At 60.2% G+C, this 12,320-nt stretch carries 12 protein-coding genes; 8 read left to right on the forward strand and 4 right to left on the reverse strand.

What is annotated here, in order from left to right; all coding sequences use genetic code 11:
* The first annotated feature begins 202 nt into the window (after positions 1–202).
* From TM5383_RS15475 to TM5383_RS15485, 3 genes are all read left to right on the forward strand, one after another.
* The gene (locus TM5383_RS15475; RefSeq protein ID WP_058319946.1) at positions 203–1,492 is read left to right on the forward strand and encodes a lipoprotein-releasing ABC transporter permease subunit; all 1,290 of its coding nucleotides are present in this window, start codon (positions 203–205) and stop codon (positions 1,490–1,492) included.
* Positions 1,485–2,168: an ABC transporter ATP-binding protein gene (locus tag TM5383_RS15480; RefSeq protein WP_058319947.1), complete on the forward strand. Its 684-nt coding sequence runs from the start codon at positions 1,485–1,487 to the stop codon at positions 2,166–2,168. The genes TM5383_RS15475 and TM5383_RS15480 overlap by 8 nt, the downstream gene beginning before the upstream one ends.
* A gap of 84 nt (positions 2,169–2,252) precedes the next feature.
* Entirely contained in the window at positions 2,253–2,720 is a 468-nt protein-coding gene (locus TM5383_RS15485) for a c-type cytochrome (RefSeq protein WP_058319948.1), read from the forward strand.
* A 9-nt stretch (positions 2,721–2,729) separates the two neighbouring features.
* Here the strand turns inward: TM5383_RS15485 and TM5383_RS15490 are convergent, their stop codons facing one another.
* Positions 2,730–3,458 carry a hypothetical protein gene (locus tag TM5383_RS15490; RefSeq protein ID WP_058319949.1) on the reverse strand — a complete coding sequence of 243 codons (729 nt, stop codon included), beginning with the start codon at positions 3,456–3,458 and terminating at the stop codon, positions 2,730–2,732.
* Positions 3,459–3,778: 320 nt separating this feature from the next.
* Positions 3,779–3,913 (reverse strand): hypothetical protein, encoded by a 135-nt coding sequence (locus tag TM5383_RS17115; protein ID WP_268807777.1) that lies wholly within the window; start codon positions 3,911–3,913, stop codon positions 3,779–3,781.
* A gap of 232 nt (positions 3,914–4,145) precedes the next feature.
* Here TM5383_RS17115 and TM5383_RS15495 point away from each other — a divergent pair, with 232 nt between their 5' ends.
* The 3 genes from TM5383_RS15495 to TM5383_RS15505 are packed head-to-tail and all read left to right on the forward strand — an operon-like array spanning position 4,146 to position 6,974.
* Complete coding sequence (locus tag TM5383_RS15495; protein WP_231725184.1) at positions 4,146–5,042, forward strand: glucosamine kinase nucleotide-binding domain-containing protein; 897 nt, start codon at positions 4,146–4,148, stop codon at positions 5,040–5,042.
* Positions 5,039–6,208, forward strand: a complete 1,170-nt coding sequence (nagA, locus tag TM5383_RS15500; protein ID WP_058319951.1) for an N-acetylglucosamine-6-phosphate deacetylase — start codon at positions 5,039–5,041, stop codon at positions 6,206–6,208. The genes TM5383_RS15495 and nagA overlap by 4 nt, the downstream gene beginning before the upstream one ends.
* The gene (locus TM5383_RS15505) at positions 6,198–6,974 is read left to right on the forward strand and encodes a helix-turn-helix transcriptional regulator (RefSeq protein ID WP_058319952.1); all 777 of its coding nucleotides are present in this window, start codon (positions 6,198–6,200) and stop codon (positions 6,972–6,974) included. Before nagA ends, TM5383_RS15505 begins: the two co-directional genes overlap by 11 nt.
* 29 nt (positions 6,975–7,003) lie before the next feature.
* Here the strand turns inward: TM5383_RS15505 and glpK are convergent, their stop codons facing one another.
* Both glpK and glpD read right to left on the reverse strand, forming a co-directional pair.
* The gene (gene glpK / locus TM5383_RS15510; RefSeq protein WP_058319953.1) at positions 7,004–8,506 is read right to left on the reverse strand and encodes a glycerol kinase GlpK; all 1,503 of its coding nucleotides are present in this window, start codon (positions 8,504–8,506) and stop codon (positions 7,004–7,006) included.
* A gap of 140 nt (positions 8,507–8,646) precedes the next feature.
* Positions 8,647–10,245: a glycerol-3-phosphate dehydrogenase gene (glpD, locus tag TM5383_RS15515; protein WP_058319954.1), complete on the reverse strand. Its 1,599-nt coding sequence runs from the start codon at positions 10,243–10,245 to the stop codon at positions 8,647–8,649.
* A gap of 403 nt (positions 10,246–10,648) precedes the next feature.
* Here glpD and TM5383_RS15520 point away from each other — a divergent pair, with 403 nt between their 5' ends.
* Both TM5383_RS15520 and TM5383_RS15525 read left to right on the forward strand, forming a co-directional pair.
* Positions 10,649–10,975, forward strand: coding sequence for a hypothetical protein (locus tag TM5383_RS15520; protein WP_058319955.1), 327 nt, complete (start codon positions 10,649–10,651; stop codon positions 10,973–10,975).
* Positions 10,975–12,309, forward strand: coding sequence for a methyl-accepting chemotaxis protein (locus TM5383_RS15525; protein ID WP_058319956.1), 1,335 nt, complete (start codon positions 10,975–10,977; stop codon positions 12,307–12,309). Before TM5383_RS15520 ends, TM5383_RS15525 begins: the two co-directional genes overlap by 1 nt.
* Positions 12,310–12,320 lie beyond the last annotated feature (11 nt).

Genomic DNA, 12,320 nt, shown 5'->3' on the forward strand with positions numbered 1-12,320 from the left:
TGCGCACCAGTCACTTGGCGAACTCCGTATGCGACTTATGCGGGAATGTTTGGCGCGCGCCGCAGCCCTTGAAAATCAAGCTGTTGGCGCGATGCGACACAGGCACAGTGCCGCCTGTTAAGCCGTTATGGGGCGCGTAGACCTTGACCGCGCGCCAAGGCTGCGTCACCTCTGTGGCCGAACAACCCATATGAGGTCTCCCATGGCTGCAACGCCCCCCCCATTTGCCCGCTTTGAGTGGATGATCGCCTGGCGTTACCTGCGCGCGCGCCGTGCGGAGGGTGGGGTCAGCGTGATGACATGGATCTCTCTCATCGGGATCACGCTGGCGGTCTTTGCACTGATTGCCACGCTGGCGGTGCGGGCCGGGTTTCGGGCCGAATTTGTGGATACGATCCTTGGCGCCAATGCCCATGTGACCGTTTACAGCATTGGTCGCGTGGATGAGCGCACGGGCCGCATTGATCGCAGCATCCCTGATTATCAGGCGATGGCAGACCGTATCCGCGACGTCGATGGCGTGACGCGCGTTGCCCCGCTGATCAAGGGGCAGGTGATGGCCAATCGCGGCACCTACAATGCGGGGATCGAGGTTTATGGCATCGCGGCTGACGATCTGAAAACCATCCCCCGCATCGTCAACGCGGAAACCGGATTGGGCGACATCAGCCGCTTTGGCGAGGGGATTGCCATCGGATCCGGTGTGGCGCGGGAATTGGGCGTCACTGTGGGTGACAAGATCAAGGTCATCTCTCCCAACGGGGTCAAAACTGCCTTTGGCACCTCCCCACGGGTGAAGGCCTATGAGGTGGTCTATGTCTTCTCTGCCGGGCGGTATGACATTGATCGGGTGCGGGTCTACATGCCCTTTGTTGAGGCACAGCAGTACTTTAACCGTGACGATACGGCGGATGAGCTGGAGGTGATGGTCAAGGTGCCAGAGGCGATTGACGCCCTGCAGCTGGATCTGTTGCGGGCAGGGGGCAATGGCACCCAGTTGTGGACGTGGCGCGATGCCTCCGGCGGGTTCCTGCGGGCGCTGGATATCGAGGATAACGTGATGTTCGTCATCATGGCCATTCTGGTGTTGATCGCGGCGATGAACATCGTGTCGGGCCTGATCATGCTGGTAAAGAACAAGGGCCGCGACATCGGCATCCTGCGCACCATGGGCCTGACAGAGGGGGCGGTTTTGCGTGTCTTCTTCATCTGCGGATCACTGACGGGGATGGTGGGCACGGCGGCAGGTGTGCTGTTTGGGTGCCTCTTTGCTTATTACATTGACCCGATCTTTGGGCTGGTGAACTGGATGTCCGGTGGGCAGGCGTGGGATGCGTCGATCCGGGGCATCTACCATTTGCCAGCCAAACTGCAGGCGGGCGATGTCGCCACCGCGATGGCGCTTTCACTGGGGTTGTCCTTTGTTGTCACCATCTTTCCGGCCCGTCGCGCGGCCCGTATGAACCCTGTGGAGGCGCTGCGCTATGAGTGATCCTGTTCTGGCCCTTAACGGCATTACCAAAACCTACGCCAAAGATACCGCCAATCCTGTGACCGTATTGCAGGGCGTGGACCTGTCGATTGCGGCGGGTGAGGTTGTGGCGCTGGTTGCGCCGTCGGGCGCGGGTAAATCAACGCTACTGCATATGGCGGGTCTGCTGGACACGCCTGACGGTGGCACCGTGACGCTGAACGGGCAGGAAATGACCGGTGAAAGCGACCGTCGCCGCACCCGCGCACGGCGCGAGGATGTGGGATTTATCTATCAGTTTCATCACCTGCTGCCGGAATTTACCGCGCTGGAAAACGTGGTGCTGCCGCAACTGGCCAATGGCGTGTCCAAGGCGCAGGCACAGACACGCGCCGCTGACCTCTTGGCCCGTGTGGGGGTGGGCGAACGCGCTGATCACCGCCCTGCGGCCTTGTCTGGTGGTGAACAACAGCGCGTTGCTTTTTGCCGGGCACTGGCGAATGAACCGCGCTTGCTGCTGGCGGATGAACCGACGGGCAATCTGGACCCCGGCACATCGGATCAGGTGTTTGACGCGTTGATGGCGCTGGTGCGATCCACAGGCATGTCGGCGCTGATCGCCACCCACAACATGGAACTGGCCGCGCGGATGGACCGCGTGCTGCGGCTGGAGGTGGGACAGCTAAGTGCGATCTGATCCGCATCAATGTGCAATTGCCGCATGAAAGCGTAGGGTCATCGACAACGAGATGTGCGGTGCGCACCAATGGGAGGCCATTCAATGATCACCAAACCAAAGATGCAGAGCCGTGTGAAACCCACCGTTTTGTTGACCGCTCTCGTACTCTCGGCCTGTGCGCCGGAAAAGGACGTGGCGATGCCCGAAGCACGCGAGGGTGCGATGCTGTTTGCTGAAAACTGCGCTATGTGCCACGGAACCGACGGGCGCGGGGCGGCCAGCGAAACGGCTGTGATCCGTAATGACGTGACCCCAGCGGCGGACCTGACGGTCTTGGCGCAAGGAAATGATGGTGTGTTCCCCCGACAACGGGTGCTGGCCACGATTGATGGGTACAACCGTCAAACCATTGCGCGGGACCGGATGCCTGAATTTGGCGGTTTCCTTGGTGGCGATACGGTGCCGGTCGCCTTGACCGATGACGCCCTGACGGATGAGGCACAGCTAACGCCAGTGCCGCGCCGGTTGGCTGCGCTGATGGCCTATCTGGAAACGCTGCAAACGCCCTAATGCCGTGCGTTAATCGCAGATGCCCTGCACCTCGACCCCTTTCCAAGGGACCGCTGCGATGGCGTCTGCGCGCGATTGAAGCAGTTGCACAGGCATCACCTCTGCCAGCATGTCATGCAGGCGTTTGGTGCGTGCCGCCTGCGGTGCCAGCGCGCGACAGCAGGTAAATTCTTCGACGATGGCTGCTTGCTGTTCAAAGGGGAAGCTTAGGAAATCAGGCTGACTGTTTATGTCGAAAAGATAGGGATCACGGCCGCCACCATGTTCCCCCGCCGCCCGCCACGGGCTGTAGTTGGTGCGCGACCGGTTCTGCCATTGCCAGACGTGCGCCATTTCATGTGCAAACAGCATCAGGTCATATAGATTCGTGGCAGGGCGTGTCTTGGGATCTGTAGCGTTGCCGCGGAGTGCGTAGACTTGAGTGAAGTCGTCGCGATAGAGATCGCGGCGCACAAAGACCCGTTGGTAGAGCGCAATTGCCCCCGGCGAGGTTTCCAGAAACTCACCAGTGACTGGTGGAAAAATCCGTTCCTGACAGGTGACACGCGGGCGCGGCGCATAGCGCCATTTGACACTGCGGGCAAAGTGGCCGTCCACCAATCTCACCCGGTCCAAATCCAGCTGATCCCCATAGAGCGTTTGTGCATAATGACGCTCTCCCTCTGTCAGTGGGCGACCGCAGGCGGTCATTGTCAGGCAGGTCAGGCACAGGCAGAAAAACAGGAACAGACGTTGCATGGCGCTATCAAGCCACGCTTGGCCTAGGGCGTCCAGCCCGATTACCGATTACAGTCTGTCGATCAGTTGATCACTGCGGCAGGCAGGACCCGATCCGGCGTGGCGGCATAGGTCGACATCATCGAGAACGCGGTGATGGTGACAGCGGTGCCAAGGACAAGGGTGATGAAACGCATTAAACAAACTCCTACTGATACTGAATTGCACGAACTGCGCATTCGGCAACCGTCCCATTCCCGCTAGGGCGGATGGAACGTGGGTATTTGCAGGGGCAGTGGGGCTGCCCCCTGTTGTGTCATGTGTGATCCGCGTTGGATGCGTCAGCCTGCACTATGGGCAGCAGGCAGGTCTGACAGATCATTTGCGCCATGGACCGAAGGGCCCGGAATAGAGGCGATGGCGGACAGGGCTGAGGCAGCTATTACCCAGCCCAACACGATGGGCAGAAATCGCATTGGTTTGGCCTTCTGTTGGACGACAAGAGGTTCGCAGCAGATCGCAAAACTCTTGCCAAGTGGTTAAGAAAACGGCCAAAACCCCTGTGTATTTTACTGCATTCCTGTGGGTAACTTGTGCAATTCCTGTGGATAACCGCACTTCCCTCAGGGCAGGCTGTGCAACAACACATCAGCGCTGACAGCAGTTGGCACATCTGTGTGATGTTTGCACGCCGGAGAGGGGGCAATCTTGGCCGGACAAACAATGGAACTGGCGGGCGCTGTGCTGGCCGTGGACGGGGGCGGTAGCCGATGTCGAATGGCGCTGGTGCTGGGCGATGGTCAGCGCTGGATGGTAGAGGCTGGGCCAACCAACGTATCCAGTGATTTTCAGGGTGCTTGTGACACCTTGCGGCAGGGCTTGCGGGATCTGGCCAATGCTGCCCAGGTGCCGTTTGAACGACTTGTGGCGGTGCCGGCCTATTTGGGACTGGCGGGGGTGACGCATGCCGAACTGGCGCAGCGGGTCGCAGCGGCGCTGCCGCTCGCCCAGTGCGAAGTGGGAGAAGATCAACGAATTGCCCTGCGTGCAGCTCTTGGCAGGGATGCGGGTGCTGTGGCCCATTGCGGCACCGGATCGTTTTTCGGTGTGCAGGCTGGTGCTCAGATCCGTCTATGCGGCGGTTGGGGGCTGACCTTGGGGGATGAGGCATCGGCCGCCTGGCTGGGCCGGCGGGCGTTGAACCTGACATTGGCAGAAGCAGACGGCTTGCGCGCGCGCAGTGATCTGGGGCAGGGCCTGCTTCAGGATCTGGGACCTGCGCCGCAGATTGTCGCGTGGGCCGCACAGGCGAGCCCGGCGCACTTCGGTGCGCTGGCGCGTCGGGTGACTGCGGCGGCAGCGACAGGCGATGTTATGGCGGCCGAAGTGATGCAGGCGGGCGCGGGTCATATCGCGCATGTGCTTGAGCAAATGGGATGGCAGACTGGGCAGACCCTGTGCCTGACTGGTGGGCTTGGGCCGCAATACGCATCCTATCTGCCAGACCGGATGCAGGCAGCCGTGACCCCGCCACAGGCTGAGCCACTGGAAGGCGCGGTGGATTTCGCCCGTGCCCGCGTCGCAGCGCAGGAGGCAGGACAATGACGGCAGTGATATATCACGGCGGGCCAATTTTTGACGGCCACGACCTGCGTGCGGACCATGCCCTGCATATCGAGGCCGGGAAGGTTGCGGCGCTGGGCCCGTTGGACCAGGTTCGGGCGACAGCACAGGACGCGGAGCAGGTTGATCTGAATGGGGATATTCTAAGCGTCGGCTATGTGGACCTGCAACTGAACGGTGGCGGTGGTGTGATGTTGGGGGATGCACCCGATAAAGCGACCCTGCATCGAATGGCACAGGCGCATCGCAGTCTTGGGGCAACGCATATCCTGCCCACCTTGATCACGGACCGTCCGCAGGTCACACGTGCGGCCATTTCCGAGGTGCGTCAGGCTGTGGCTGAAGGGCAGGCCGGTATTTTGGGGCTACATCTGGAGGGGCCACATCTGTCCGTGGCGCGCAAGGGCGCCCATGACGGCGCCCTGATCCGCCCGATGCGTGAAGAAGATCTGGCCGAACTGGTCGCCGCCGCGCGCGACTTGCCCGCATTGATGGTGACCGTGGCGCCGGAAAACGTGACGCTGGATCAGGTCCGCGCATTGGTTGCTGCGGGTGCGGTGGTGTCGCTGGGGCATACAGACACGGATTATCAGACCGCGTACGCCTATTTCGACGCGGGCGCGCGGTGCGCCACACATCTGTTCAACGCGATGAGTGGTCTTGGCAGTCGTGCGCCAGGTGTTGTTGGCGCGGCGCTGGATCATCCCGGGGTATGTGCAGGGGTAATTGCAGACGGGGTGCATGTGCATCCTGCGACCCTGCGTTTGGCATCGCGGGCCAAGGCGGGGGGGATATTTTTGGTATCTGATGCGATGGCGGTTGCAGGGACTGATTTGACCGGGTTCCAATTGGCTGGTCGCCAGATCAATCGCCGCGATGGACGGTTGACGTTGTCGGACGGGACATTGGCGGGTGCGGACCTCGACCTGACAACGGCGGTGCGGATTATGCATCATCAGGTTGGCCTGCCACTGGCAGAGGCCCTGAATGCAGCAACCGCAGCCCCGGCGTGCTTGATCGGCGCTGAGCCGGGGATCGGACGACTGGAAGTGGGCGCGCCCTGTGAGCTGATCCGTATTCGCTCAGACCTAAGTGCCGCCCGTCCGGTCGGGCCGCGTGACCCACAGGAGGGCGGCCATGCTGGATGAATTCAAATTGACCGGTGCGCTACCTGATCTGTCGGCCCCCTTGTCGAGTGTGACGCCGTTGATGGCGGCCATTGGGCGGCCGGATTTTGTGGCAGCAGCTGTGCGGTTTGCCCATGCGCTGACCGGGGCGGATTTTGCATCGCTTTATTGCGAGGGCGACAGGGATGCGCCCTTGTTGATGGGCACAGCATCGCAATTGGGGCAACGGCGCGCCGATCGTGCTGCCGAGGGCTACGGGCGCCATTGGGCGCAGGATCGAAACGCCCGTTTGTTGCTGGGTGAGGAAGGCGATGGGGATTTCTTTACCCATCATGAAGCAGGCGATCTGACCTCTTTTCCCTATCGGCGCGATTGTTATGACCTGCCCGGTATCACCAGTCGGGTGTCGCTGGTGCGGCGGCGGGCGGGGTTCGGTCTGGCGGTCAGCCTTTACAGTTCGACTGAATTTGGCACCTTCCCGCGCACGGCGCGTGACGGATTGATCGCCACGATGGCCACCATAATGGTCGCCGCAGAACGCCATGTTGGTCAGACCCTGAAAGAGGCCGAAGCCCATGATCAGGATGTTCAGGCACGTCTAGCCCTCAATCATCCCAGCCTAACAAAACGCGAACGCGAAGTGGCGGCGATGACAATCAAAGGGCGCACCGCGGCTGAGATAGCGGAGATCCTGGGGGTTGCTGAAACCACGGTGATCACCCATCGCAAAAAGGCCTACAAACGGATGAATGTCACCTCTATGCGGGAATTGCTGACGCGGATCTGATCCGCATCAGCAGGGACGTCGGTAGTGGATTAGACGGTCATTGTTGCAGCGACCGCGCGTTTCCAGCGGCTGTATTTTTGATCCCGCAACGCCACATCCATTGCTGGATCAAACCGTTGGTCCTGTGCCCATCCAGCAGCAAAACCGTCCATGTCAGGATAGAGACCGGCCTGCATCCCCGCCAACCATGCGGCCCCCAAAGCGGTGGTTTCCAGCACTTCGGGGCGGTCAACAGGGGCGCCTAGAATGTCGGACAGGAATTGCATCGCCCAGTCAGAGGCACTCATCCCGCCATCAACACGCAACACCTGTTCTGCGGTTTGTGACCCACCTGTATGTTTGGCCCAGTCGTCAGTCATCGCCTCTAGGAGGTCACGGGTTTGATACCCCACACTTTCCAGTGCAGCCTTGGCAAATTCTGCAGGACCTGAATTGCGGGTCAGCCCGTATACCGCACCACGGCAGTCCGCATTCCAATAGGGCGCGCCAAGGCCGGTAAAGGCAGGAACCATCACCACATCCTGCGTCGGATCCGCCGCTTCGGCCAATGGCTGAGTGTCTTGGGCGGACTGGATAACCTGCAGCCCGTCGCGCAGCCATTGTACAACGGCGCCTGCGATGAAAATCGACCCTTCCAGTGCATAGGTAGGGGTGCCGTTTAGCTGATAAGCAATGGTGGTCAGCAGCCGGTTATGGGACTGCACCGGTGTGGTGCCAGTGTTCAGCAGCGCAAAGCAGCCAGTGCCATATGTGGATTTGAGCATGCCGGGCTGAAAACAGGCCTGACCGATGGTGGCAGCTTGTTGGTCGCCAGCCACGCCCGTAATGGGGATTTCGCGCCCCAGTAACTCTGCGGTGGTGACGCCGAAATCGGCGGCGCAGTCTTTCACCTCGGGCAGCATCTGCATCGGGATATTGAGGAGATCGCAGATCGTCTGGCTCCACCGGCCTTTGCGGATGTCATAAAGCAAGGTGCGCGCGGCGTTGGTGGCATCGGTCGCATGTACTTTGCCGTCAGTCAGCTTCCAGATCAGAAAACTGTCGACGGTGCCAAACAGCAAGTCGCCTGCTTCGGCGCGCGCGCGGGCGTTTGGCACATTGTCGAGTATCCATGCCAGTTTGGTGCCTGAGAAATATGGATCCAGCAGCAGGCCTGTACGATTTGTGACCATCTCTTCGTGTCCTGCATCACGCAAGGCACGGCAGGCGTCGGCTGTGCGCCGGTCTTGCCAGACGATCGCGTTATGAATGGGGGTGCCTGTCAGGCGGTCCCAGACCACGGTGGTTTCGCGTTGATTGGTGATGCCGATGGCAGTCACGTCCTGCGCAGTGATGGATGCCTGTTCCAGCGCGGCGCGACAGGTGGCGAGTGTGGTGTTCCACAGGTCTTCTGGATCATGTTCGACCCAGCCCGAGGCGGGGAAGTGCTGTGTGAACTCTTCCTGCGCTGTGGCGGTGATGCGCATTCCTTTGTCAAACAGGATCGCCCGTGTGGATGTGGTGCCCTGATCAATGGCCAGAATATGCGTCATTTGGTTCCCCCGAGGTGTTGGTATTGTGTGTGGCCTTCCCACGGCCGCAGTGGGCGACACAGTGGGCGCAGTCGCGCAGAAATTGCAAGGCCGCTTTGGTGCGCCGCGCACAAGGCTTCCGCCCGGTGCGGCACGCTGCGTTAACAGCGCAGTTTGGCGCGATGTCGGTTGTCCTGCATCCAGGCGTCCAGCACAGTGACTTGTTCCGCTGTCAGGCGCAGGCCCAGTTTGCTACGACGCCACAGGACGTCCTCGGCGGTTTGGGCAAATTCGCGCTGCATCAGCCATAGCACTTCGGCTTCGGTCAGTGTGGCGCCGAAATCCTGCCCCAGATCGGCGGCACTGCGTGCTTCGCCCAGAATGGTGGGGGCTTCGGTGCCGTAGGCCTTGATCAGGCGCAGGGCCCATGTGGGGCTGAGGAACGGGTGCGTGCGTTGCAGGTCATCCACAAGGAAATCACGGCTGCCCACTTCGAAGTTGCCACCGGGCAGGGGAACACCTGCGGTCCAGTCGCCTTTGGGCAAGGGCAGTTGTGTGCCGATTTTGGCCAGCGCGCTTTCGGCCAGTTTGCGATAGGTTGTGATCTTGCCGCCAAACACGTTGAGCAGCGGCGCACCCGCTTCGGTGTCGAGTGTCAGCGTATAGTCACGGGTCGCTGCAGTGGCGGAACTGGCCCCGTCATCATAGAGGGGGCGCACACCGGAATAGGTCCACACCACATCATCACGGGTGACAGGCTGCTTGAAATAGCGGCTGGCAAATCGGCACAGATAATCCTGTTCCTCATCCGTGCAGGTTGGAGGCGTTGCGGGATCACTGTGGTCATGATCGGTGGTGCCGATCAGGGTGAAATCGTTTTCATACGGAATGGCAAAGATGATGCGCCCGTCTTCGCCCTGAAAGAAGTAGCATTTGTCGTGATCGAACAGTTTGCGCGTGACGATATGGCTGCCACGCACCAGACGTACACCTTCGCGACTGTTGCTGCGCAGTTTCTGTGTCAGTACATCGCCAACCCATGGGCCAGCGGCGTTGATCAGCATCTTGGCTTGGTGGGTGGTGGTTGCGCCCGTGGATGTGTTGCGGGTGGTGATCTGCCACAGGGCGCCACGCCGTTCAGCGCTGACCACTTCGGTGCGGGTCATGATATCCGCGCCGCGGCATCCTGCATCACGGGCATTCAGGGTCACCAGTCGGCTGTCTTCGATCCAGCAATCTGAATATTCAAACGCTTTGGCGAAACGGTCCTGCAGCGGCGCCCCTTCGGCGGCGTCTGTCAGGTCGATCGCGCGCGTGGCTGGTAGAATGTCACGCCCCCCAAGGGTGTCATACATAAACAGGCCCAGACGGATCATCCAAGCGGGGCGGCGCCCCTTCATCCAGGGCATGATACGGCTCAACAGGCGCGATGCCGGGGTTTCCGCATCAAATCGCATATCTGTATGATAAGGCAGGACAAACCGCATCGGCCAAGAGATGTGGGGCATTGCGCGCAGCAGGGTTTCGCGTTCGATCAGGGCTTCGCGGACCAGCCGTACTTCGAAATACTCCAGATAGCGCAGCCCACCGTGAAACAGTTTGGTTGAGGCCGATGATGTGGCCGAGGCCAGGTCGTTCATTTCTGCCAAGCGCACAGTCAATCCACGCCCTGCTGCATCACGGGCAATGCCACAGCCATTGATGCCACCACCGATGATGAACAGATCTGTGGGGTGGGGGCGGGTTTCTGGGGTCAGCATGGCGTAGCTCGGGCGGTTTAATATGGAGTCTCAGGGCAAATGCGCCCCATAGGTCGATGTCATACGGCGGACACTATCGGAGTCAATTAAAACTTTCGTAAATGTTCTTTTGTGTCGCATGTGGCTTTCGTTTTTTAAACCTTTGAGGAAGGCGAACGGAAAGTGGGTCTATTTTTCTGATTCTGGCGCTGTTTTAAAATCTATCGGCATTTTGAAACACGCGTAAATATTCGTTTTATGTGCAGGCTAGGATGGCACTTTTGCATTCTGGGGTAGTGTTGCCTTTTTATTCTAACCGCCTGGGTAATCTCTATATTCGGTTTTCTATACCTAAGGGTGGCCCCATCCCGCGAATCCGTAGGGGTGGTGAGTTTTGCTGATATTTCGAGGTTATGGTGGCGGCATGAAAAACGTGTCTGCGTACCTGCTGATGTCGGGTGGGGTCGCTGCTGTGTTGGGTTTAGAGGTGGCAAATGTCGCCATTGCCGCGCAGCTGCCGGCCAAATCTGGCGTTCTGGATGAGCCTGTTCTGGTGGTTGCCCCCCCGTGGTCCGGTGGGGCCGAAGCTGTTGTGGCCGCCGCTGGTGGTGCCATCGTTGGACCAACGCAGGCACCATTGTCGGTGTTGGCCACAGGGGCCAGCGCGTCTGACTTTCGCCAAAGTGGTGCTTGGTTTCTGCTCGATCCCAGTGCGCTTGAGCTATTTTGTGTAACGAAGGAAACGGTATAATGTCGGTAAATATGCTGGAGACGTCGAAAGACTTCTCGGGAACGGCGCGGTTGGTGGCCTTGGGGATGATGCCCCTTGGTCCGATTGCCGCTTTTGTTGTTGGCGGACCGCTGATGACGGTTGTGGCTTCGGCTGTGATCTTTGCGGTGATGGCGCTGGTCGCTGGGCGTTTGGATGCAAAAATGCGCCCGATCATGCTGGCGGTGGCGCTGGTGGGGCAATGTGTTGCCTTTACCTCGGCCTTTGCAGGGCACGCCTGGCAGGTTGATACCCACATGCTGTTCTTTGCGGTTCTGGCGATTGTGGCTACGATGGGATCGCTGCCCGCGCTGATCGCTGGCGTTGCCGTGACCGCAGTGCATCACCTTAGCTTTGGTTTGCTGCTGCCCAGTCTGGTGTTTCCTGAGATGTCGCTGATGGAAACCCTGGGACGTGTGATTCTTCATGCCGTGATCGTTCTGTTTGAGGCAGGTATTTTGGCTTGGTCGATGATCCGCTCCGCCGCTGTCGATGCCGAGGTGCGCAGTGCCCGCGAAGAATTGGCCTTAACGGTCGAACGCGCCGAAACCGCCAAACTCGAAGCGGAAGCAGCCCGCGCTGCCGCTGTGGAAACTGCCGATCGTACCCGCCGCGAAGGTCAACGTGCCGCTGCCGCAGTGGAACAGATCGCAACCTCCGCCGAAGCGTCTGCTGATCATGCCAGCAACGCCCAAAGCGTGATGACACAAACCCGCGACGAAGCTGCGCGGTCCAGCGAAGTGGTCACCCGTGCCCACGAAGCAATGGACGCGATCAAGGCAAGTTCGGAAAAGATCACCACCATTATTGGGGTGATTGATGAAATTGCGCGCCAGACGGACTTGCTGGCTCTGAACGCTGCGGTGGAATCGGCGCGCGCTGGCGAGGCTGGACGCGGCTTTGCAGTTGTTGCGACCGAAGTGCGAAAACTGGCGCAGCGCTCTGCTGATGCCAGCAAGGAGATCCGCGATCTGGTCATCACCTCGTCCGAACAGGTGGACCATGGGGTGACCTTGGTGGGTGAAACCGGTGACGCACTGTCGCGCATTTCAGGCGCGGTTTCGGAACTGAACGATGTGCTGAGCCAGATCGTTGCAGGTGCCGCCGATCAATCCGAAGGTCTGGCGCAGGTCAACGTCGCCATCGCGCGTATCGACACCATCCGTGATGAATGCGACGAAGAGGCACGCAAGCCTTCCGCGACCAAGGCAACTGCCGCATCCGCCCCGGCGACCACCAGCACTGCGGCGGCAGGAATTGCCTTTGACATGGGGGATGACGACGACGTCGATTTCATCTCTAGCCAGGCGGCCTGAGGCAATAGCCG

The sequence above is a fragment of the Thalassovita mediterranea genome (assembly GCF_001458435.1).
GTDB lineage: Bacteria > Pseudomonadota > Alphaproteobacteria > Rhodobacterales > Rhodobacteraceae > Thalassobius > Thalassobius mediterraneus.